Source organism: Microbacterium sp. K35, from assembly GCF_004794375.1.
Classification (GTDB): Bacteria; Actinomycetota; Actinomycetes; order Actinomycetales; family Microbacteriaceae; genus Microbacterium; species Microbacterium sufflavum.
Genome location: NZ_SSDM01000337.1, coordinates 1 through 20,737, shown reverse-complemented (window position 1 = coordinate 20,737; position 20,737 = coordinate 1). Strand labels below are relative to the sequence as shown.

Genomic DNA, 20,737 nt, shown 5'->3' with positions numbered 1-20,737 from the left:
CGTCGCGGCGGGTGGTGCCGCCGTCGGTCTGCTCGGCGTCGTGGCCGGCGGTGCGGTGGTCAGCGCGGTCGCCGCGCCGCTGCTCGACCAGGCCGCATCGCTCGGCGTGGACTTCGGCGCCCTCGCAGAGGGCCTGGACGTCGAGGCGCTGGTATCCGGAGTCGATGTCGAGGCGCTGACGGGCGGTGCCGGGGATCTCCTGGGATCGGCGGGGGACGCGGTGTCCGGCCTCGGAGAGACCGCGACGGGCTGGGGCGACCGCCTGGGCGACCTGGGCGTCCCCGGGATCGGTGACCTGTTCGGGCGCTGACCTCGGGTCCGGTGCCCCCGCTGGGACTCGAACCCAGACTGAGGCGATTTTAAGTCGCCTGCCTCTGCCATTGGGCTACGGGGGCCGCGTCGCCAGCCTAGCGCCGGCGAACGGCGGCCCCCGCACCCTCTGCGACGCGGTGTCAGGAGGGGTGAACCCGAGTGCGCTCAGGCCGTAGGGTGGGGGAGTGCTCGACCTCACCGATGAACTGAGCCCCGTCCAGGGCGCCGCCGCGGTCGCTCCCGAGTGGGAGGATCCCGGCCGATACTGGCCCCGACTCTCGGCCGCCACGGGCCATCTGCCCGCCCCGGTGGCGGTGATCGACCGGGAGGCCCTCCGCTACAACGCGATGGATCTCCTCGTGCGGTCGGGCGGTCTGCCCATCCGCGTCGCCTCCAAGTCGGTGCGGGTGCGGGAGGTGCTGGATGCCGTACTGCGGCTGCCGGGCTTCCGGGGCATCCTCGCGTTCACGCTGGAGGAGGCGCTGTGGCTCGCCGAGACGCACGACGACATCGTCCTCGGCTACCCGACGGTCGACCGCGCCGCCCTGGAGCGGCTCGTCGCCGATGAGGCCGCGGCCCGACGGATCACCCTCATGGTGGACGATCTGGTGCACCTCGACCTCATCGACAGTGTCGCCGGGCCGGGCTCTCGTCCCGAGCTGCGTGTCGCGATCGACGTCGATGCCTCGTGGCGCTCGCCGCTGCTGGGGCACATCGGCGTGCGGCGTTCGGCCCTGTTCTCCGCGGGTGAGGTGGCCGCGTTCGCGAGGAAGGTCGCGGCCCGTCCGGGGTTCCGGCTCGTCGGCCTGCAGATGTACGACGCGCAGATCGCCGGTCAGGGGGACGACGCGGGTCCGGACGCCCCGCTCATCCGTCTCGTGCAGTCGCGCTCGCGGGAGGAGCTGCGCGAGCGCCGGGCGGCGATCGCCGCGGCGGTCAGCGCCGTCGCACCCCTGGAATTCCTCAACGGGGGCGGCACCGGGTCGCTCGAGTTCACGGGCAGCGACGAGTCGCTGACCGAGGCGAGCGCGGGAAGCGGGCTGCTCGGCGGGCATCTGTTCGACGGCTACCGCTCGTTCCGCCCGGCCCCGGCCGCCGCGTTCGCGTTCGACGTCGTGCGGCGCCCGGCGGCCGACATCGCGACCGTGCTCGGCGGTGGATGGATCGCCTCGGGGCCCGCGGTGGCCTCGCGGCAGCCGCTCCCGGTGTGGCCGGCGGATCTCCGCACGCTGCCTCGGGAGGCCGCGGGCGAGGTGCAGACCCCCCTCCGCGGCCCGAACGCCGCGACCCTCGGCGTGGGCGATCGGGTGTGGTTCCGCCACGCGAAGAGCGGCGAGCCGGCCGAGCGGATCGATCGCTATCACCTGGTGTCGGGCGACGAGGTCATCGACGAGCTGCCGACGTACCGCGGCGAGGGGAGGGCGTTCCTGTGACGCGCATCGGCGGCACCTGGCAGAACTGGGGCCGCTCGGCGTCGGTGCGCCCCGTCCGCGTCGAGCGCCCGCGCAGCCCCGAGGGCGTGCAGCGCGCCGTGCGGGCCGCCGCGAAGCAGGGCCTGACGATCAAGGCGGTCGGCGCCGGCCACAGCTTCACCGGGATCGCCGTCGCCCCCGGCGTGCTGCTCGAACTGGACGACCTGCAGGGGCTCGTGTCCGCAGATGCCGCCTCCGGACGTGTGAGCCTCCTCGCCGGTACCCGCCTGCACCGGATCCCCGGGCTGCTCGCGCCGTACGGCCTGGCGATGCAGAACCTCGGCGACATCGACCGTCAGTCGATCTCCGGGGCCATCTCGACCGGCACGCACGGAACCGGTGCGACGTTCGGCGGGCTCGCGACCCAGGTCGTCGGGGTCACGCTGATCACGGCCGCGGGCGAGTTCCTCCGGATCGACGAGCAGCACCAGCCCGAGCTTCTGCCCGCGGTGGCCGTGGGTCTCGGGGCCCTGGGCATCATCGTCGAGGTGACGCTGCAGTGCGTCCCGTCGTTCGTCCTGCACGCGGTCGACGAGCCCGTGCCGCTCGACGACGTGCTGTCGTCCGTGCACGAGCGTGTCGCCGCGTCCGACCACTTCGAGTTCTACTGGTTTCCGCACACCGACGTCGCCCTCACCAAGCGGCAGACGCGGCTTCCGGAGTCGACGGTCCGCAAGCCGCTGCCCGTCGTGGGCCGGTGGGTGGACGAGAGTCTGCTCTCCAACGGGGTGTACCGCGTGGTGTGTGCGGCCGGCCAGCTGGTGCCGGCGGTCACGCCGCCGTTCAGCCGCCTGGCCGTCCGGCTCACGGGCGATCGCGAGTACACCGATCTGTCGCACCGGGTGCTCACCCAGAGCCGCACGGTGCGGTTCCGCGAGATGGAGTACGCGATCCCCGCGGACGCGGTCGTCCCCGCCTTCCGCGCGGTGCAGCAGCTGATCGCGGACCGCGGCTGGCGGATCGAGTTCCCGATCGAGGTGCGTTTCGCCGCCGCGGACGACCGCTGGCTCTCCACGGCACACGGGCGCGCCAGCGCGTACATCGCCGTGCATCGCTATTGGCGTGCCGATCCCACGGCGTACTTCGAGGCCGTGGAGCGGATCATGAGGGAGCACGGCGGCCGGCCGCACTGGGGGAAGCTGCACACGCAGGACGCGGAGTCGCTGCGCGCGGTGTACCCGCGGTTCGACGACTTCGTGGGGCTGCGGGACCGGCTCGACCCCGAACGGCGCTTCACCAACCGCTACCTGGACCGGGTGCTCGGCGCGTGATGCGGCCGGCGGCTGACGCGCCCAGTCCACGCGCAGCCTGCGCGTCTAGGATGAGAGAAACACGAGGAAGGGTGGGGCTCTGATGGAATGGCTCGTGCCGGTACTGATCGTCGTCGGGGTGATCCTGCTCGTCGGCATCTATCTCTGGGCCACATACAACTCGCTCGTGCAGCTCAACGTGCGCGTGGACGAGGCGTGGAGCGGCATCACGGTTCAGCTCAAGCGCCGAGCGGACCTCATCCCCAACCTGATCGAGACCGTCAAGGGCTACGCCTCGCACGAGAAGGCCGTGTTCGAGAACGTCACGCGGGCGCGTGCCGAGACCCTCACCGCGAGCGGCCCCGGTGAGGCCGGCATCGCCGAGGGACACCTCCAGCAGGCGCTGCGCAGCCTGTTCGCCGTGGCGGAGGCCTATCCGCAGTTGCAGGCGAGCCAGAACTACCTCCAGCTGCAGCAGTCGCTGGTCGACACGGAAGACAAGATTCAGGCGGCTCGACGCTTCTACAACGGCGGCGTGCGCGAGCTGAACACCAAGATCAAGGTCTTCCCCAACAATCTCTTCGCGAAGGGCCTGGGCTTCACCGAGCGCGAGTTCTTCGAGGTCGCCGACAGCGGCGCGATCTCCGAGCCCCCGCGCGTGCAGTTCTGACGCACGCCCTCACCACACCGTCAGCCGCAGCCCCTCCGCGGTGAACTCGACGTCGCCGCGCAGACTCCAGTCGTCGGTGCGGTAGCTGGTGGTGCGGGGCGCTCCGTCCTGTCCCGTCCCGGTCACCGTGGCGACGAGCACGCCGCCTGCCGCGGTGAAGCCGTCCGTCATGAGCGTGACGGTGGGCTGCTGCTCGATCCGATACCGGACTTCGCTCACGTCGCGGAACTCGAGCCCCCACGGGAGCCGGATGCCGCAGCCCGGGGGCGGAGAGGGCGCCGGAGTCGTGCACGCCGTCAGGTGGTCGTCGAGGTGCTGTTGCGCGGCCTCCGTGGCCTCGGGCCGAAGGGAGGCGTCCACCTCGACCGCGGTCGTCTCGCCGGGAAGCACCGTGACCTCGCTGGTCCCCTCGAGCAGAGCGGCCGGGGCCGCCGCGACCGCGTAGGTGCCCGGCAGCAGGACGGTCTCGTCGCCGGCGGGGAGCGTCGCTGCGCCGATCGCGACCGCGGTGCCGGCCGTCGTGCTCGGCGTGACCGCCCCGAGCCACGAGCCGTCCACGACCCAGCGACCGTTCACCGCGCTCATCGACAGGGTCGCGTCGTGCTCCTCACCGCCGAGTCGGAAGGACACCTCGACGCGCCGGTTCCCGCCGGTCCCGTGGGTCCCGGTCACGGCGGGCCGGGTGATGCGTTCGGTCGCCCCATCGAGCGCCGCGAGCGCCGTCGCGCTGACCTCCGCGCCCGTCGCCTCGACCGCCTTCGGGTCGCCCGACTCCACCGCGTGCAGGTAGGCGAGGGCCGCCTCATCCGGCGACGGCGACCGCAGCGACGCGAACACGATCCAGCCTCCGACGGCGGCTACCACGACCGCCGCGGCGATCGCCGCCGCCCACCGGAGGCGCCTGCTCACGCCGCGCCCTCCCGCTCGTGCACGTGCCGCCGCACCGGTGCCCCGTCGCTCGTCGCCAGGGCGTCGTGCAGCGCGGAGGTGGCATCTCCCCAGCCCGACACCGACACGTGCTCGAGCCCCTGCCACGCGGCGGCGAGCCGCAGTTCCCGCGCGATCGCCTCCGCGTCGTCGGGCCGTGCCTGCGGCTCCCACCACGCCGACTGCACCTGCAGCGTGGAGCCGGCGCGCTCGGCCTTGAGGTCGACCCGCGCCACGATGCGGTCGCCCACCAGGACCGGGAGGGAGTAGTAGCCGTAACGGCGCTTGGCCGCCGGCACGTAGATCTCGATGCGGTAGTCGAGCTCGAAGGCGCGGAGCGCGCGCTCGCGGAACCACACCACGGGGTCGAACGGCGTGAGGATCGCGGCCGCCTCGACGCGGCGGGGGAGAACGGCGTCGCGGTGGCGCCACGCGGGGAGCGGGCGACCGGCGCGTTCCCATCCCCGCACGCGCACCGGCAGCAGCTCGCCCGTGTCCTCCAGCTCGGCGATCGCCCTGCCGATGGTGGCGCGGTCTCGGATGCGGTAGTAGTCCGCGAGGTCGGATGTGGTCGCCACGCCGCTCGAGCGGGCCGCGCGGCGGATGAGCTCGCGGATCGCGTCGTCGCGGGAGACGTCGCGCGCGCGGATGTGCTCCGGGATGACGTGCTCCGCCAGGGCGTACGTGCGCTCGAAGCCGCGCCGCCCGCTGACGGCCACGTCTCCCGTGCGCCACAGGTGCTCGAGGGCGAGCTTGACCTCGTCCCAGTCCCACCATGTGCCGCGCTCGCGGGGAGCGTCGGCGCGCAGGTCGGCGGGGCGGAGCGGGCCGCGGTCGCGCAGTTCCGCCTGCACCCACGCGACCGTGCGGGCGTTGGTGCTGAGCCACGAGTCCTCGCCGGCCCAGCGACGGCGGAACGCGTCCATGCGGAACCGCCAGAGCGGCCAGTCCTCGACCGGGATGAACGTGGCCTCGTGAGCGAGGTACTCGACGTAGTGCGTGGTGCGCGACAGGAAGAGCCGGTCGAGCAGGGCCGGATCGTACGCGCCGAGCCGGGAGAACAGCGGCAGGTAGTGCGACCGGGCGAACACGTTGACCGAGTCGATCTGCAGCACTCCGAGCCGCTCCATCACGCGGTGCAGGTGGCGGTTGGAGACGGCAGCGGGTCGCGCGCGTGTGAACCCCTGCGCGGCGAGTGCCATGCGGCGTGCCTGCGCGGAGCTGAGGGAGTCGGTCACGCGGCCAGCGTAACGCCGGTGTCGGACATCTCTCTCGCGGGTAGATGCGCCGAGCGGCATACCGCATGACCGTAGACTGAGGCGATGAGCGAGGACCAGCGACCCCGGCTGCGCGATCTGTTCCGTCCGCGCCCCGTGTCCACCGACCGGACCGTGACCACCGAGGCCGACGAGGCCGTGCCGCTGCCGCTGCGCATCACCGCGAGCTACGCCTGGCGCCTGTTGCTGATCGCGGCAGCCATCGGCGTCTTCATCTGGCTCGTGATGCTGCTGAAGCTCCTCGTCATCCCGCTCATGGTCGCGATCCTCATCACGGCGCTGCTGTGGCCGGCCTTCTCGTGGATGCTGCGGCGCGGCGTGCCGCGCTGGCTCGCGATCGCGATCTCGCTGATCGGCACGGTCGCGATCGTCACGGGTCTCATGTGGCTCGTGGTGTGGCAGGTCAGGGAGCAGCTGCCTGACGTCCAGCAGCGCACCACCGAGGCGTTCGATCAGTTCCAGGTCTGGCTGCACGACGGGCCGCTGAACCTCTCCGACACCCAGATCGCCGACTATCTCCAGCAGGGTCTCGACCTCATCTCCGAACAGGCGCAACTGCTGTGGACCGGCGCCCTCGCGATCGGCACGACCGTCGGTCACGTGGCCACGGGCGCGTTGCTGGCGCTGTTCATCCTCATCTGCCTGCTCGCGGACGGCGCCGGCATCTGGCGCTGGACGCTCAAGGTCTTCCCGCGTCGCGCTCGTCCCGCGGTCGACGGGGCCGCGCGCAACGGCTGGGCGACGATCGTCAACTACGCCCGCACGCAGCTGTTCGTGGCGACGATCGACGCGATCGGCATCGGACTCGGCGCGTTCCTTCTCCAGGTGCCGCTCGCGCTTCCGGTCGCCGTGCTCGTCTTCCTCGGCTCGTTCATCCCGATCGTGGGTGCGGTCGTCACCGGCGCCGTCGCGGTGTTCCTCGCGCTCGTCTACAACGGCCCGTGGATCGCGCTGTGGATGCTGGTGGTCGTCCTGGCGGTGCAGCAGATCGAGGGGCACATCCTGCAGCCGATCATGATGGGCTCGGCCGTCAAGGTGCACCCGCTCGCCGTCGTGCTCGTGGTCGCGGGTGGAGCGATGATCGCGGGTATCCCCGGCGCCCTGTTCGCCGTACCGCTGGCGGCGTTCGTGAACGTCGCCGCGGTCACCATCAGCTCGGGCTCGTGGCGCACCGGCGTCGGTCCGAGCGGAGACCTGATCTGGAGCACAGTCCCGCGACAGCGGACACGGAGGAATCGATGAGCCAAGTCCCCAGCCTGACCGAGTTCGAGCACGCCGCTCAGAGTCTGGCTGAGGTGATTTCGCACACGCCGACCCTGCCCTCCCGGGCCCTCTCCGACGCCCTCGGCGCTCCCGTGCTGCTGAAGATGGAGAACCTGCAGCGCACCGGGTCGTTCAAGATCCGCGGTGCGGCGTACCGGCTCTCCCGGCTCAGCGCGGAGGAGCGCTCGCGCGGCGTCGTCGCGGCATCGGCGGGCAACCACGCGCAGGGGGTCGCGCTGGCCGCCCAGGCGCTCGGCATCCCCGCCACGATCTTCATGCCGCTGGGCGTGCCGGTGCCCAAGCTCCTCGCCACGCGCGGCTACGGTGCCGAGGTCGTGCTGGAGGGCGAGACGGTGGCGACCTCGCTGCGCCTGGCCGCGGAGTTCTCCGAGCGCACCGGGGCCGTGCTCATCCACCCGTTCGACCACCGCGACGTCGTGATCGGTCAGGGCACGCTCGGCCTCGAACTGCTCGCCGACGCGCCCGAGGTCGACACGGTCGTGCTCGGCATCGGCGGCGGCGGCCTCATCGCGGGCGTCGCGGCGGCGGTCAAGGCGCGCGCGGCGGAGCTCGGCCGCACCGTCCGGGTGATCGGGGTGCAGGCCGAGAACGCCGCTGCCGTGCCCCCGTCGCTGGAGGCGGGGGAGCCGGTCGACATCGTCACGCGGCCGACCATCGCCGACGGGATCCTGGTCGCGCGTCCGGGCGATGTGCCCTTCGGGATCATCCGCGATCTCGTGGACGAGGTCGTGACGGTGTCCGACGACGACCTGGCGCGCGCGATCGTCCTGCTGCTGGAGCAGGCGAAGGTGGTCGTGGAGCCGGCGGGTGCCGCGGGGGTCGCGGCGATCCTCGCGGGCAAGGTGTCGCCGAACGGCACGACCATGGCCGTCCTGTCCGGCGGCAACATCGACCCGCTCCTGCTGCAGCGCGTCGTGGCCCACGGCCTCGCCGCCTCGGGGCGCTACCTCACGATCCGGATCCCTCTGCCGGACCGGCCGGGCCAGCTCGCCCGCGTGTCGGAGCTGATCGCCGAGGCGGGAGCGAACGTCATCGAGGCCATGCACACCCGGCACGGCCACGGTCTCCAGATCAGCGACGTCATCCTCGAGCTGAGCGTGGAGACGCGCGGACCGGAGCACTCCGAGCACACGCTCGACACGCTGCGGCGCGCGGGCTTCGCCCCCCTCGTCGTGCTCGACTGAGCCACCCGCGCACACGACAGCGCCCCTCGTCCGTGTGGACGAGGGGCGCTGTGTCGTTCGCGGGGGCTCAGCCCGTGTAGGTCTCGACGTTGACGATCTCGACGCTGATGGCGCGACCGTTCGGCGCCTCGTACGACGACTTCTCGCCGACCTTGAGGCCCAGGATGGCCTGTCCGAGCGGGCTCGCCTCGCTGTAGACGTCGAGGTCGCTGCCCGCCGCGATCTCGCGGCTGCCCAGCAGGAAGACCTCTTCGCCGCCGGCCACGACCGCGGTGACGACCGTACCGGGCTCGACGATGCCGCGGCTGGCGGGCGCCTCGCCGACCTTCGCGGTCTTCAGCAGGCTCTCCAGGGTGCGGATGCGCGCCTCCTGCTTGCCCTGCTCGTCCTTCGCGGCATGGTAGCCGCCGTTCTCCTTGAGGTCGCCCTCCTCGCGGGCGGCCTCGATGCGCTTGGCGATCTCGTCGCGGCCGACGGTGGAGAGGTGCTCCAGCTCGGCGACGAGCCGGTCGTACGCTTCCTGCGTGAGGAACGGAACCTGAGCGTCCGTGGACATGACGAAGCTCCTTCTATCGGGATCCCGCCGAGCAACAGCGGGGGATATGCCAAGACGCCCCGGCACGGGCCGGGGCGTCGTCTGTCTGCCCCCAGTCTAGGCGACCCAGCAGGTGTTCACCAAACCTGTCGTGGCCTCCGCGACCGTGGGGATGCGCTCCGAGCGGGTCTGCGAGTGACGATCCGTGGCGGGCAGCTCGACCACCTTCCAGCCGACCACTCCGAACTCCTCGTCGAGCGCCTCGAGTACGCAGACGACGTCCTTGCCCTGCACGCCGGTCACCTGGAAGCGCACGTCGACCGCGTGCTCGTCGACGAGCTCGAAGCCCAGGTCGTCGGCGTCGACGGAGCTCATCGACTGCGCGACCGTCATCCAGGCGAAGGCGCCGACGACGACCAGGGCGATCGCTCCGGCGATGATCCAGGGGAGCCGGCGGCGTCGGGTGCGGCCGTAGCGTTCGTCGAGCTCGGTGGCGGTCGTCACAGGGAGGGTCTTCCGGTCGTTAGGCTGGTGATACCAGGTTATGCGACCTGCGTACGAAAGGCCGATTCATGCGTGCTCTGTCCGAGACTCCGATGCCCACGCCCTCCATGACCGTGGCGCCGGAGGCCGTGACCCCGGGGTTCGTCGGCTTCGCCGCGATCGTCGTGGTGGTCCTCGCGGTCATCCTGCTCATCTGGGACATGAACCGCCGCATCCGCCGCGTGCGGTATCGCGAAGAGGTGCGCGAGGAACTGGATGCCGAGCAGGCCGCGCAGGCGGCGCAGGCCGGACCCGACGCGGACGACGCGTCGACCGCGGCGCCGGAGGACGCGAGTGACGACGGGCGACCGGACGGCCGCTGACGCCTCACTGCGGCGTCACGGGGCGCCGAGCGAGGGGGAGAGCGGCTCCAGCGCGATGAGCAGGCACGCGGTCCAGTGGCACAGGAACGCCAGCACCGTGCACACGTGGAAGATCTCGTGGAAGCCGAAATGGCCGGGCCACGGATTGGGCTTCTTCAGCGCGTAGACGATCGCCCCGCCCGTGTAGAGCAGGCCGCCGACGATCACCAGCACCATCATCGCCACGTTCGCGTTGAGCAGGTCGACGATGTACATCACCGCCGCCCACCCCAGCAGCAGGTAGAGCGCGACATACAGCCACCGGGGCGCGTTGATCCAGAAGACGCGGAACAGGATCCCGAGGAGGGCCCCGCTCCACACGAGGATCAGCAGGAGCGCGCCCTTGTCCGGGGGAAGGGCGAGCGTCGCGATCGGCGTGTACGTGCCGGCGATGAGCAGCAGGATGTTCGCGTGATCGATGCGCTTGAGGATCACCTTGACCCGCGGCCGCCAGTTGAAGCGGTGGTACATCGCCGAGTTGCCGAACAGCAGGAGCGACGTGGCCATGAAGACTGCCGCGGCCCACTTGGCCGGCGCGCCGTGCGATAGGACGATCAGCACCACGCCGGCCGCGATCGCCACGGGGAACGTGCCCGCATGGATCCACCCGCGCCAGGTGGGCTTGATCTCGGTCGCCGCATCGGCGGCAGCCGCCTCGAGGAGCGGCAGTTTGGGGACATCGGTGCCGGGCTCGTCGGAAGTGCTCACGCCCTCACTCTAAGCCGCGTCGCATGCCGTCGACGGCACATGCCCGCGGGATCCGCACGCCGCGCGCCGGCGCACGGCAGGGTAGCGTAGGTGGGTGATGTCACGCGAGAGCCCGGGCCGCGGGCCGCTGTACCGGCTGTACACCAGCCGGCTGCGTCGTCACCTCGATCCGGCCTCCGTTCCGCACCACGTCGCCATGATGATCGACGGCAACCGTCGCTGGGCGCGCCAGCTCGGCTTCGCCACCCCGGCGGAGGGACACCGCGCCGGTGCCGCCAAGATGCACGAGTTCCTCGGCTGGTGCGACGAGCTCGGCGTGCGGGTCGTCTCCCTCTACCTGCTCTCCAGCGACAACCTGCGCAAGCGCGACTCGGCGGAGCTCGCGGATCTCATCGAGATCATCGCCGAGCTCGCGGAGGCGCTGTCGCAGGAGGGCAACTGGCGGGTGCAGCACGTGGGCCGCTCCGACATCCTTCCCGCGGAGCTCGCGGCCGTCCTCGCCGCTGCGGAAGAGCGTACGAAGGACCACACCGGGCTCCATGTGAACCTCGCGGTCGGATACGGCGGTCGTAACGAGATCGTCGACGCGGTGCGCAGCATCATCACGAAGCACGAGGCCTCCGGCGGCACGATGGAAGACCTCGCCGCACACCTCACGCCCGAGATGATCGGCGAGCACCTCTACACGGGCGGGCAGCCCGATCCCGATCTCGTGATCCGCACCAGCGGAGAGCAGCGTCTGAGCGATTTCCTGCTGTGGCAGAGCGCGCACAGCGAGTTCTACTTCGTGGAGGCGCTCGGCCCCGATCTGCGCCAGGTCGACTTCCTCCGCGCGATCCGCGACTATGCCGACCGCGACCGCCGCTTCGGTCGCTGAGGCCGTGGCACCGCACCGTGCCACAATGACGACGTGAGCGCACTCGAGGACTACGTCGGCACGTTCGACACCGAACCCGGCTATCTGAACTGGGCGGCATTCGGACCCCTCTCGCCCTCGGTGCGCGAGGAGGTGTTCGCGGATGCGGATCTCCTCGCGAGCGGGCGACCGTCGTCCCTCGCGCTCGTCGCGGAGCGCATCGGCCAGGCGCAGGAGACGGTCGCGGAGCTGCTGGGAGCGGACGCCGCGGACGTCACCCTGCAGCCGTCCTCCACGCACGGGCTTCAGCACGCGCTGTACGGCCTCACCGGCACCGTCGTCGCGTCCACCGCGGAGTTCCCGAGCGTCAGCCTCACGCTGGAGCGCGCATCGGCCGCGTCGGACCGGGCCCTGACGCCGCGGTGGATTACACCCGCCGACGGCCGGGTCTCACCGGAGGCCGTGGCCGCGGCGCTGGACGACGAGGTCACCGCGCTCATCGTCAGCCACGTCGACTTCCGGACGGGGTACCGGGTCGACCTCGCGGCGCTGCGCGACGTGCTCGGGCCCGACCGGCTGCTGATCGTGGATGCGGTCCAGTCGTTCGGCGTCGTCGACGTGGACTACACCGCAGCCGACGTGGTGATCGGCCACGGCTACAAGTGGCTCAGAGCGGCCAGGGGGAGTGGCTTCGCCTGGTTCTCTCCGCGCGCCAGAGAGCGCATCACCCCGGTCCTCTCCGGTATCACCGGCACAACGGCGACCGGGCTGGTGGTCGACGCGCTCCCCGGTCCCGCCGAGTCCGCGCGCGCCTACACCGTCAGCGTGCCCGACACCCTGGCTGCAGGGCGCCTCGCGATCGGAGCACGCGACGTGCGCGACGCCGGGGTCGCGGCGATCGAGTCGCGGCTCGCGGAGCACGTCGACACCGTGATCGAGATCGCGGACCGACACGGCATCGAGGTCGTGTCGCCGCGCGAACGCGAGCACCGCGCCGGCATCGTGGCCCTCGCGCCCGAGGAGCCCGCGCGACTCGCCGCCGCCCTCGCGAACGCCGGCCTCGTCGTGACCGCCCGCGGATCGTCGATCCGGATCGCGCCCCACGCCGGGACCGACGCCGAGACGCTCCGCCTGCTGGACGAGACCCTGCAGGCGTTCGGCCAGACGACGTTCATCAGCTCTTAATATTCGCTGGCGTGTCGAGCCCGTGTTAATCCGGGGAGCGGTCGTACGGTCAAGGCATCGGGCAAGGCGCCCGGTCGGGTCGGCCTCCAGGTTCGCGACTCGTGACCCCCTGGTCGACTCGTTCGCATAGCCGGGAATCCCCGGGTCGGGAGTGGGTCGTGACCACACGTTCAGCGCAGCACACCGCCAGCACCGCGCAGCAGTCCACCCGTCAGTCCTCGAGAAGCACCTCGGCCGCGCAGCCCGATCAGGACCTGCGCACCTACGTGCTCGACACGTCGGTCCTGCTGAGCGATCCGCAGGCATTCTTCCGATTCGCGGAGCACTCGATCGTGCTGCCCGTCGTCGTCATCAGCGAGCTCGAGGGCAAGCGGCACGACCCCGAGATCGGCTACTTCGCCCGCCAGGCGCTCCGTCACCTGGACGACCTCCGGGTCGAGCACGGGCGTCTGGACTTCCCGGTCGAGGTCGGCGAGGGTGGCACGCTCCGCGTCGACCTCGGTAACACCGACCTCTCCGTGCTGCCCGTCGGCATCCGCCTGAGCGACAACGACAGCCGCATCCTCTCCGTCGCCATGCACCTCGCACAGGACGGACAGGACGTCACGATCGTCTCGAAGGACCTCCCGATGCGGGTCAAGGCCGCGTCGCTCGGCCTGCGCGCCGAGGAGTACCTCGCCGAGCAGGCCGTGGACTCCGGGTGGACCGGCATCGCGAGCCTCGACCTGTCCGGCGACGACATCAGCGACCTCTATGAGAGCGAGGTCGGGATCAGCGAAGACGTCAACGGGCTCCCCGTCAACACGGGTCTCATCATCCACTCGGAGCGCGGATCGGCGCTCGGACGCGTCACCGGCGACGGCGAGTTCCGGCTGGTGCGCGGCGACCGCGACATCTTCGGGATGCACGGCCGCTCGGCCGAACAGCGCATCGCCATCGACCTGCTGCTCGACCCCGAGGTGGGCATCGTGTCGCTCGGCGGGCGTGCCGGAACGGGCAAGTCGGCCCTCGCCCTGTGCGCCGGACTGGAAGCGGTGCTGGAGCGGCAGCAGCAGAAGAAGATCATCGTCTTCCGGCCGCTGTTCGCCGTGGGCGGCCAGGAGCTCGGGTACCTCCCCGGCGATCAGGGCGAGAAGATGAACCCCTGGGGTCAGGCGGTGTACGACACCCTCGGGTCGGTCGTCTCGGGCAACGTGATCGACGAGGTCGTCGAGCGGGGGATGCTCGAGGTGCTGCCGCTCACCCACATCCGCGGACGCTCGCTGCACGACGCGTTCGTGATCGTCGACGAGGCGCAGTCCCTCGAGCGCAACGTGCTGCTCACGGTGCTCAGCCGCATGGGTCAGAACTCCCGCGTCATCCTCACGCACGACGTCGGTCAGCGCGACAACCTGCGCGTCGGACGTCACGACGGCATCGCCAGCGTGATCGAGACGCTCAAGGGACACGACCTCTTCGGCCATGTGACCCTCACCCGCTCGGAGCGTTCCGCGATCGCGGCCCTCGTCACCGAACTCCTGGAGGGCGGAGAGCTCAGCTGACGAGGCCGGGAAAAAGCGGATGCCGCGGGGACCAGGTCCTCGCGGCATCCGTCGTCTCAGCGACCGGTGATCATCCGGGGTGCGTCATCGACAGCAGGTCGAGCTTCTCGTCCAGCTGCTCCAGCGTCAGGTCGCCGCGCTCGACGTAGCCCAGGTCGATCACCGCGTCGCGCACCGTGATGCCCTTCGCGACAGAGTGCTTCGCGATCTTCGCGGCGGCCTCGTAGCCGATCAGCTTGTTCAGCGGCGTCACGATCGACGGGCTCATGCCCGCGAACGCGGCGGCACGGTCGAGGTTCGCCTGCAGGCCGTCGATCGTCTTGTCGGCCAGCACGCGCGAGGCGTTCGCAAGGAGGCGGATCGACTCGAGCAGGGCGGTGCCCATGACCGGGATCGCCACGTTCAGCTCGAACGCGCCGGACGCACCGGCCCACGCCACGGTCGCGTCGTTGCCGATGACACGGGCGCACACCATCAGCACGGCCTCGGGAACGACCGGGTTGACCTTGCCCGGCATGATCGAGGAGCCCGGCTGCAGATCGGGGATGTGCAGCTCGCCCAGACCCGTGTTGGGGCCGGAGCCCATCCACCGGAGGTCGTTGTTGATCTTGGTGAGCGACACCGCGATCGTGCGCAGCGCGCCGGAGGCTTCGACCAGGCCGTCGCGGTTGGCCTGCGCCTCGAAGTGGTCCTTGGCCTCGGTGATGGGCAGCTCGGTCTCGGCGGCGAGCAGCTCGATGACCTTCTGCGGGAACCCGAGCGGCGTGTTGATGCCGGTGCCGACCGCCGTGCCGCCCAGCGGGACCTCGGCCACGCGGGGGAGGGCGGACTGCACGCGCTCGATGCCCAGGCGGATCTGACGGGCGTAGCCGCCGAACTCCTGTCCGAGGGTGACCGGCGTCGCATCCATGAGGTGCGTGCGGCCGGACTTGACCGCGTCCTTCCACAGCTCGGCCTTGGCCTCCAGCGCGACGGCGAGGTGGTCGAGCGCGGGGATCAGCGTGTCGATCAGGGCCTGCGTGACCGCGATGTGCACGGAGGTGGGGAACACGTCGTTCGACGACTGCGAGGCGTTGACGTGGTCGTTCGGGTGCACCGTCGCGCCGAGGATGCGCGTGGCGAGAGTGGCCAGCACCTCGTTCATGTTCATGTTCGAGGACGTGCCGGAGCCGGTCTGGTACGTGTCGACCGGGAACTCGCCGTCGTGGGCGCCGGACGCCACCTGGTCGGCGGCCTGGGCGATCGCGTCGGCGATGGCACCGTCGAGCGTGCCGAGCTCCTTGTTCGCCAGCGCCGCCGCCTTCTTGATGCGCGCGAGCGCGGCGATCTGCGCCGACTCCAGGCCCTTGCCGGAGATCGGGAAGTTCTCCACGGCGCGCTGCGTCTGCGCACCGTAGAGCGCGTTCACGGGCACACGCACCTCACCCATCGTGTCGTGTTCGATGCGGTAGCCCTGCTCGTTCGCGCCGCTGAGCTGGTTGGCGTCGGTCATTCCGAACCCTCCTTGGTTGCGGGGACGGTCCCCTCGGTGTCGATCCCGACCGTGATGACGGGCACAGCCTCGCCCTCGGCCAGACGGTAGTTGGCGCCGACGATCCCGAGGCGGCCCTCGGCGACGGCGTTGCTGATGATCTCCGACGACTGCAGCAGGTCGTGCACCGTGTTGCGCAGGTGCTCGCGGCCAACCAGCTCGGCGTCGATGTCGGCGACCGTGGCACCCCCGCTCTCCGCCAGCACCTTGCGGGCGGCGGGCACGATCGGCGCGATCAGCTTCCAGATGTGCGGGGGGAGCGGTGCCGCGTCGATCGCGGTGCCGTCGATCGCGGCTCGCACCGCGCCGCACGAGTCGTGCGCGAGCACCACGATGAGCGGCACCTCCAGCACCGCGACCGCGTACTCCAGGCTCGCGACGATCGACTCGCCCATCACCTGACCGGCGTTGCGCACCACGAACAGGTCGCCGAGGCCCAGGTCGAAGATGATCTCCGCCGCGAGGCGGGAGTCGGCGCATCCGAAGAGCGTGGCGACCGGGTGCTGGGCGGCGGTCAGGTCTTTGCGGCGGGCGACGTTCTGGTTCGGGTGCTGCGGCTCGTCGCGGACGAAGCGGCGGTTGCCTTCCTGCATCTGCGTCCAGGCGGCGGAAGGAGTGAGCGGGTGGGTCATCGGGCCTCCGTGACGGTGCGGATCTGAGGGACGAGCGACTCGGCGAGCTCGGCGGTCGAGTCCGCCGAGCGGGAGCCGTAGAGGAGCACGTAGTCGTCGCCGGCCTGCGTGCCGATGGCGTACGAGATGTTGGCGTCGGCGCCGGCGTTTCCTGGCTTGTACACGTCCCACTCCAGCCCGCCGATGCGGATCGTGTCGGTGGGGGCGATGCCGTTCAGGCGCTGCGGGGCCCAGGAGGCGTCGGCGTCGAAGGCCTGCGCGAGCTTGATGAACCCGCGCTCGTCCTGGGCCGCGGGGGCGAGCGTGACCTCCCAGACGACCGTGGCTCCGCTCTGCAGTTCCGCGGCGTTGACGCGCCAGAACTTCCCGGTCTCCGGCACGATCACGGGCCCGCCCATGGACGACTCGACATCGGCGGCGATGCCTGCGACGTCGATGGGCTTCTGCGCCACCGGCTCGCCGCGCGGGACCACGAGCACGATGACGAGCACGACCGCGAGGGTCACCAGGAGCGCGGCGACCAGGTTGCGGACGGTCTGGCTGGATCGATACGCCTTGCTGGATGCGGCCTTGCGGGCCGCGGTCTCCTCCGCCGTCTCCGGACGGCCGAGGTCGGCGTTGATGGCGGGGCCCTTGCTCATGACGCCCCGTCCGTCTCGGCGTCACCGGCGGCGGCGCGTGCCGCTTCCAGGCGGCGCTTGGCGCCCAGCAGCCATTCCTCGCAGCGGGCGGCGAGCGCTTCTCCACGTTCCCACAGCGCCAGCGACTGCTCGAGGGTCGGAGCGCCCTGCTCCAGCTCGGCGACCACGCGGACGAGCTCGTCCCGGGCGGCCTCGAACGACAGCGTGTCCACAGGGGTGTCGTTCAGCGCGCTCACTCCTCCATCCTACGTCGTGGCACGGACGCGCCCGGTTCAGGCGCCTTCCGCGATCTCGCCCTCCGAGCGCGCGGCGACCGACCCGCGGTCGACCGTGATCGTCAGGGCGCTACCGGCCGGGGCGTCCGCTGCATCCCGCAGGATCACGCCCCCGTCGAGGTGCGCGATCGCATAGCCGCGGGCGAGGGTCGCGGCGGGGGAGAGGGCACGCAGCGACGCCCGCAGCTCGCTGGTGCGACGGCCGGCGTCGTCGAGCTGACGCTGCACGGCATCGCGTCCGCGCGACACCAGCAGCCAGGACTCCTGCGCGCGGGTGTCGATGATCGGATCGGGCGAGCGCAGGACCGGTCGCGACCGCAGCTGCTCGAGCTGAGCGATGTCGTGGGTGAGGCGCTGCGTGACCCGCGTGGTCGCGCGCGACCGGAGCTGGGCGATCAGCGCGCGCTGCTCGCCCACGTCGGGCACCACGCGCTTGGCGGCGTCCGTCGGGGTGGAGGCACGGAGGTCGGCAACGTCGTCGAGGAGCGGATGGTCGTTCTCGTGCCCGATGGCGCTGACGACCGGGGTGCGCGCGGCCGCGACCGCGCGCACCAGCCGCTCGTCGCTGAAGCCCAGGAGCGTCTGGGGGTCGCCGCCGCCGCGGGCGATGATGATCACGTCCACGTCGGGGTCGGCGTCGAGCCGGGCGAGTGCGGCCAGGGTGTCGGGCACGCAGCGGTCGCCCTGGACGGCCGCGTACTCGGTGCGGAAGCGCACCTGCGGCCACCGCAGCTCGGCGTTGCGGTGCACGTCCTTCTCGGCGTCGGAGCGCTCGCCCGTGATGAGTCCGATCACGTGCGGGAGGAAGGGGAGGCGCAGCTTTCGGCCGGCGTCGAAGAGCCCCTCCTGCCGCAGCTGCACGCGCAGCTTCTCCAGGCGCTCGAGCTGATCGCCGAGGCCGACGTGCTTCATGGCCGAGACCGCGAAGCTGAAGTCGCCCGACTTCACGAAGTAGTCCGCCTTGACCGCCGCGACCACGTGGTCGCCGACGCCGAGATCGGCAGGGATGCGCCCGCGCACGCTCGACCAGATCCGGATCGAGATCTGCGCGTCGGAGCGCGTGTCCTTCAGCCGGGCGAACACGTTCCCGGCGCGCACGTTCCACGACGTGATTTCGCCCTCGACCCACACCGTGTTCCAGCGGGCGACGAAGTCGCGGATGGTGGCGTTGAGCCGGGCGACGGAGGTGGGCGCCTGTGCGGTGGAGTCACGCGGGGCGACGGCGTCGGCGGGCGGGGTCTCACCCGGTCCGGTCGTCGCTTCGAAGACTGTCATCTGCTCCCGTTCCCGCCCGGGCTCTCCCCGGCCTCGCACAGCTGTACGGCGATAGAATTCCGGTGTGACCTCGACAGCCGTGCATCTTCCCGTCCCCCGCCTTCCTCGCGTGCGTGCGGCGGCAGGGCGGCTTCAGGATAACCCGGTGCCAGGACGCAAGCGCGTGCTGCTCGCCGCGCCGCGCGGATACTGTGCCGGCGTGGATCGCGCTGTGGTGGCGGTGGAGAAGGCCCTCGAGCGCTACGGCGCCCCGGTTTATGTGCGCAAGCAGATCGTGCACAACATCCACGTCGTCACCGAGCTCGAGGCGAAGGGGGCGATCTTCGTCGAGGAGGTCGACGAGGTGCCCGAGGGAGCCCACGTCGTCTTCAGCGCGCACGGGGTCTCTCCCGCCGTGGTGAACGCCGCGTCCGACCGGGGACTGCACGCGATCGACGCGACCTGCCCGCTCGTGACGAAGGTGCACCGTGAGGCGGTGCGGTTCGCGCGCGACGACTTCGAGATCCTCCTGATCGGGCACGACGGACACGAGGAGGTCGAGGGCACCGCGGGCGAGGCCCCCGACCACGTCACGGTCGTCAACTCTCCCGAGGAGGCCGACACCGTCCAGGTGAAGGACCCGTCGAAGGTGGTGTGGCTGTCGCAGACGACGCTCTCGGTCGACGAGACGATGGAGACCGTCAATCGTCTGCGCACCCGCTTCCCCGAGCTGCACAACCCGCCGTCCGACGACATCTGCTACGCCACCCAGAACCGTCAGGTCGCGATCAAGAAGGTCGCGGCGGGCGCGGATCTGGTGATCGTGGTCGGATCGGCGAACTCCTCCAACAGTGTGCGCCTGGTCGAGGTCGCGCTCGAGTACGGGGCGAAGGCGGCGTACCGGGTCGACTACGCCGAGGAGATCCAGCAGGAGTGGCTCGACGGCGTCGAGACCGTCGGTGTCACCAGCGGCGCCTCGGTGCCGGAGGTGCTGGTGCGCGAGGTGCTCGACGCGATTGGCCACGCGGGGTACCGCGACGTCGAGGAGGTGCGCACCGCGGAGGAGGACCTGATGTTCTCCCTGCCGAAGGAGCTGCGTCAGGACCCGTCCGGCCAGCGCGACGCCCGCGCCCTCGGAGGCCGTGCCTCCGCCGGAGGAGGCGCGTAGCGTTGAGCGCGGCGGAGGCGGAGCCGACCCTCATCGGGTCGGTGCAGCGCGCGCTCCGCCTCGTCGACATCGTCGCGAACTCCCCGCGACCGCTGCCGCCCAAGATGCTCGCCGCGATCACGGGTCTCACTCCCGGCACCACGTACAACCTGGTGCGTACGCTCGTGCACGAGGGCTACCTGAGCGCGGAGCCCGACGGCCTCGTGCTCGGCACCCGGTTTCCGGCGTTCCAGCAGCAGGGCGACTCGCGCGGCGTATTCCTGGCCCGTGTGCGCGCGGCGCTCCGGGCGGTCACCGAGGACCTCGGCGCGACGGCCTATCTCTCGCGCTTCGCGGACGGCGAGCTGCATCTCGTGGACATCGTCGACGCGGAACGCAACCCCCGGGTCGAGCTGTGGGTCGGGCTGCACTCCAGCGCGCATGCCACGGCCCTCGGCAAGCAGATCCTGGCCGAGCTGCCCGACGAGGAGCGTCGCGACTACCTGTCGCGTCACCGCCTGGAGGAGCTCACCCCGCGGACCATCAGCGACCGGCGGACACTGCTCACCCAGCTGGAGCAGTCGCCGGGCTGGGCTGTCGACCAGGAGGAGTACGCGATCGGCGCGACGTGCGTGGCGGTGCCGGTGATCGCCCCCGGGGTGACGGCCTCGCTCGCGATCTCGCTGCCGGCGGACCAGGCGGTGGTGGATCGCCGGCTCGTCTCCCGCCTGCAGCGCTCCGCCCGCAACCTGTCGCTGCAGCTCGGGGCCGACGCGCTCGGCAGCGGGCAGGGCGACGAGTTCACTATCTGAATTCCGACCCCTGGTTCTTCCGGCCGCGGGTTCCTACCATGGAAGGAGCAGCGCGATACAGAGCGCTGCCGATCGCCAGAGGCGTCCCCAGCGCCGGCGACCGACCTGGATGAGGAGCGTCCCCAGTGCTCCTCTCCCGCGGCCCCCGAGGAGTCCCCACTTCTCCGGGGCCGCCACCGTCTCCGGAGGTCTTCGGCTGGGAGCCGGTCGGAGACACGCGCGTTAGCATGGCGGCATGACAGATCAGCGCCCGCGCTACGGTGAGATCGCGACGCCGGAGGAGCAGCGCCTGGCCCGCGGTCTGCCGCTCATCGACGAGGCCGTGCCCTGCTCCACGAT

21 protein-coding genes, 1 tRNA gene and 1 pseudogene are annotated in these 20,737 nt (G+C 71.2%); 12 read left to right on the top strand and 11 right to left on the bottom strand.

What is annotated here, in order from left to right; genetic code table 11:
* Positions 1–310: pseudogene (locus tag DW299_RS13555) on the top strand (hypothetical protein); the annotation flags it as partial.
* 12 nt (positions 311–322) lie between these two features.
* Here the strand turns inward: DW299_RS13555 and DW299_RS13550 are convergent.
* Positions 323–395: transfer RNA gene (locus DW299_RS13550), tRNA-Leu, on the bottom strand.
* A 102-nt stretch (positions 396–497) separates the two neighbouring features.
* Between DW299_RS13550 and DW299_RS13545 the strand changes: the two genes are divergently transcribed.
* The 3 genes from DW299_RS13545 to DW299_RS13535 all read left to right on the top strand — a co-directional run bounded on the left by DW299_RS13545 (position 498) and on the right by DW299_RS13535 (position 3,704).
* Positions 498–1,745, top strand: a complete 1,248-nt coding sequence (locus DW299_RS13545; protein ID WP_136036905.1) for an alanine racemase — start codon at positions 498–500, stop codon at positions 1,743–1,745.
* Positions 1,742–3,055 (top strand): FAD-linked oxidoreductase, L-gulonolactone oxidase family, encoded by a 1,314-nt coding sequence (locus tag DW299_RS13540; RefSeq protein ID WP_136033444.1) that lies wholly within the window; start codon positions 1,742–1,744, stop codon positions 3,053–3,055. Before DW299_RS13545 ends, DW299_RS13540 begins: the two co-directional genes overlap by 4 nt.
* Before the next feature lie 82 nt (positions 3,056–3,137).
* On the top strand, positions 3,138–3,704 hold the full coding sequence (locus DW299_RS13535) for a LemA family protein (protein WP_136033446.1): 567 nt from the start codon (positions 3,138–3,140) through the stop codon (positions 3,702–3,704).
* A gap of 9 nt (positions 3,705–3,713) precedes the next feature.
* Here DW299_RS13535 and DW299_RS13530 read toward each other — a convergent pair whose 3' ends face one another.
* Together DW299_RS13530 and DW299_RS13525 are read right to left on the bottom strand one after the other, a co-directional pair.
* Positions 3,714–4,613, bottom strand: a complete 900-nt coding sequence (locus tag DW299_RS13530; protein ID WP_136036904.1) for a hypothetical protein — start codon at positions 4,611–4,613, stop codon at positions 3,714–3,716.
* A complete protein-coding gene (locus tag DW299_RS13525; RefSeq protein WP_136036903.1) occupies positions 4,610–5,869 on the bottom strand; it encodes a winged helix-turn-helix domain-containing protein in 1,260 nt (419 codons plus the stop codon). Before DW299_RS13525 ends, DW299_RS13530 begins: the two co-directional genes overlap by 4 nt.
* A gap of 84 nt (positions 5,870–5,953) precedes the next feature.
* Between DW299_RS13525 and DW299_RS13520 the strand changes: the two genes are divergently transcribed.
* Together DW299_RS13520 and ilvA are read left to right on the top strand one after the other, a co-directional pair.
* A complete protein-coding gene (locus DW299_RS13520; protein WP_136033452.1) occupies positions 5,954–7,150 on the top strand; it encodes an AI-2E family transporter in 1,197 nt (398 codons plus the stop codon).
* Positions 7,147–8,376, top strand: coding sequence for a threonine ammonia-lyase (gene ilvA / locus DW299_RS13515; protein ID WP_136036902.1), 1,230 nt, complete (start codon positions 7,147–7,149; stop codon positions 8,374–8,376). The genes DW299_RS13520 and ilvA overlap by 4 nt, the downstream gene beginning before the upstream one ends.
* Positions 8,377–8,443: 67 nt before the next feature.
* Here the strand turns inward: ilvA and greA are convergent, their stop codons facing one another.
* On the bottom strand, positions 8,444–8,932 hold the full coding sequence (gene greA / locus DW299_RS13510; RefSeq protein ID WP_136033456.1) for a transcription elongation factor GreA: 489 nt from the start codon (positions 8,930–8,932) through the stop codon (positions 8,444–8,446).
* 96 nt (positions 8,933–9,028) lie between these two features.
* Complete coding sequence (locus DW299_RS13505) at positions 9,029–9,415, bottom strand: DUF4307 domain-containing protein (protein ID WP_136033458.1); 387 nt, start codon at positions 9,413–9,415, stop codon at positions 9,029–9,031.
* Positions 9,416–9,507: 92 nt separating this feature from the next.
* Between DW299_RS13505 and DW299_RS13500 the strand changes: the two genes are divergently transcribed.
* Positions 9,508–9,777 (top strand): hypothetical protein, encoded by a 270-nt coding sequence (locus DW299_RS13500; RefSeq protein WP_308194352.1) that lies wholly within the window; start codon positions 9,508–9,510, stop codon positions 9,775–9,777.
* A 15-nt stretch (positions 9,778–9,792) separates the two neighbouring features.
* On the opposite strand, the gene trhA is transcribed toward DW299_RS13500, so the two are convergent.
* Positions 9,793–10,524 carry a PAQR family membrane homeostasis protein TrhA gene (gene trhA / locus DW299_RS13495; RefSeq protein WP_136033462.1) on the bottom strand — a complete coding sequence of 244 codons (732 nt, stop codon included), beginning with the start codon at positions 10,522–10,524 and terminating at the stop codon, positions 9,793–9,795.
* A 97-nt stretch (positions 10,525–10,621) separates the two neighbouring features.
* Between trhA and DW299_RS13490 the strand changes: the two genes are divergently transcribed.
* The 3 genes from DW299_RS13490 (at position 10,622) to phoH2 (ending at position 14,106) form a co-directional block, all read left to right on the top strand.
* Positions 10,622–11,401 carry an isoprenyl transferase gene (locus tag DW299_RS13490; RefSeq protein ID WP_136036906.1) on the top strand — a complete coding sequence of 260 codons (780 nt, stop codon included), beginning with the start codon at positions 10,622–10,624 and terminating at the stop codon, positions 11,399–11,401.
* A gap of 33 nt (positions 11,402–11,434) precedes the next feature.
* On the top strand, positions 11,435–12,565 hold the full coding sequence (locus tag DW299_RS13485; RefSeq protein ID WP_136033464.1) for an aminotransferase class V-fold PLP-dependent enzyme: 1,131 nt from the start codon (positions 11,435–11,437) through the stop codon (positions 12,563–12,565).
* Positions 12,566–12,723: 158 nt separating this feature from the next.
* Positions 12,724–14,106, top strand: coding sequence for an RNA 5'-3' helicase PhoH2 (gene phoH2 / locus DW299_RS13480; RefSeq protein WP_136033466.1), 1,383 nt, complete (start codon positions 12,724–12,726; stop codon positions 14,104–14,106).
* A 70-nt stretch (positions 14,107–14,176) separates the two neighbouring features.
* Here the strand turns inward: phoH2 and DW299_RS13475 are convergent, their stop codons facing one another.
* Genes DW299_RS13475 through xseA form a run of 5 tightly spaced genes read right to left on the bottom strand, consistent with a single transcriptional unit; the run spans position 14,177 to position 18,460 of the window.
* A complete protein-coding gene (locus DW299_RS13475) occupies positions 14,177–15,598 on the bottom strand; it encodes a class II fumarate hydratase (RefSeq protein WP_136033468.1) in 1,422 nt (473 codons plus the stop codon).
* Entirely contained in the window at positions 15,595–16,269 is a 675-nt protein-coding gene (locus DW299_RS13470; RefSeq protein ID WP_136033470.1) for a carbonic anhydrase, read from the bottom strand. The genes DW299_RS13475 and DW299_RS13470 overlap by 4 nt, the downstream gene beginning before the upstream one ends.
* Complete coding sequence (locus tag DW299_RS13465) at positions 16,266–16,910, bottom strand: DUF4245 family protein (protein ID WP_136036901.1); 645 nt, start codon at positions 16,908–16,910, stop codon at positions 16,266–16,268. The genes DW299_RS13470 and DW299_RS13465 overlap by 4 nt, the downstream gene beginning before the upstream one ends.
* The gene (locus DW299_RS13460; protein ID WP_136033474.1) at positions 16,907–17,146 is read right to left on the bottom strand and encodes an exodeoxyribonuclease VII small subunit; all 240 of its coding nucleotides are present in this window, start codon (positions 17,144–17,146) and stop codon (positions 16,907–16,909) included. Before DW299_RS13460 ends, DW299_RS13465 begins: the two co-directional genes overlap by 4 nt.
* Before the next feature lie 36 nt (positions 17,147–17,182).
* The gene (gene xseA, locus DW299_RS13455) at positions 17,183–18,460 is read right to left on the bottom strand and encodes an exodeoxyribonuclease VII large subunit (RefSeq protein WP_136033476.1); all 1,278 of its coding nucleotides are present in this window, start codon (positions 18,458–18,460) and stop codon (positions 17,183–17,185) included.
* A gap of 64 nt (positions 18,461–18,524) precedes the next feature.
* Between xseA and DW299_RS13450 the strand changes: the two genes are divergently transcribed.
* Positions 18,525–19,607 carry a 4-hydroxy-3-methylbut-2-enyl diphosphate reductase gene (locus DW299_RS13450; protein WP_205814401.1) on the top strand — a complete coding sequence of 361 codons (1,083 nt, stop codon included), beginning with the start codon at positions 18,525–18,527 and terminating at the stop codon, positions 19,605–19,607.
* Positions 19,608–19,609: 2 nt separating this feature from the next.
* Positions 19,610–20,398, top strand: a complete 789-nt coding sequence (locus DW299_RS13445) for an IclR family transcriptional regulator (RefSeq protein ID WP_136033480.1) — start codon at positions 19,610–19,612, stop codon at positions 20,396–20,398.
* Positions 20,399–20,737: the final 339 nt, after the last annotated feature.

Bases quoted from the DNA above. Each gene is read 5' to 3' on its own strand.
- DW299_RS13490 (WP_136036906.1), top strand. From the start codon at position 10,622: ATGTCACGCGAGAGCCCGGGCCGCGGGCCGCTGTACCGGCTGTACACC.
- DW299_RS13520 (WP_136033452.1), top strand. From the start codon at position 5,954: ATGAGCGAGGACCAGCGACCCCGGCTGCGCGATCTGTTCCGTCCGCGC.
- DW299_RS13500 (WP_308194352.1), top strand. From the start codon at position 9,508: ATGCCCACGCCCTCCATGACCGTGGCGCCGGAGGCCGTGACCCCGGGG.
- ilvA (WP_136036902.1), top strand. From the start codon at position 7,147: ATGAGCCAAGTCCCCAGCCTGACCGAGTTCGAGCACGCCGCTCAGAGT.
- DW299_RS13470 (WP_136033470.1), bottom strand. From the start codon at position 16,269: ATGACCCACCCGCTCACTCCTTCCGCCGCCTGGACGCAGATGCAGGAA.
- greA (WP_136033456.1), bottom strand. From the start codon at position 8,932: ATGTCCACGGACGCTCAGGTTCCGTTCCTCACGCAGGAAGCGTACGAC.
- DW299_RS13535 (WP_136033446.1), top strand. From the start codon at position 3,138: ATGGAATGGCTCGTGCCGGTACTGATCGTCGTCGGGGTGATCCTGCTC.
- xseA (WP_136033476.1), bottom strand. From the start codon at position 18,460: ATGACAGTCTTCGAAGCGACGACCGGACCGGGTGAGACCCCGCCCGCC.
- DW299_RS13475 (WP_136033468.1), bottom strand. From the start codon at position 15,598: ATGACCGACGCCAACCAGCTCAGCGGCGCGAACGAGCAGGGCTACCGC.
- DW299_RS13465 (WP_136036901.1), bottom strand. From the start codon at position 16,910: ATGAGCAAGGGCCCCGCCATCAACGCCGACCTCGGCCGTCCGGAGACG.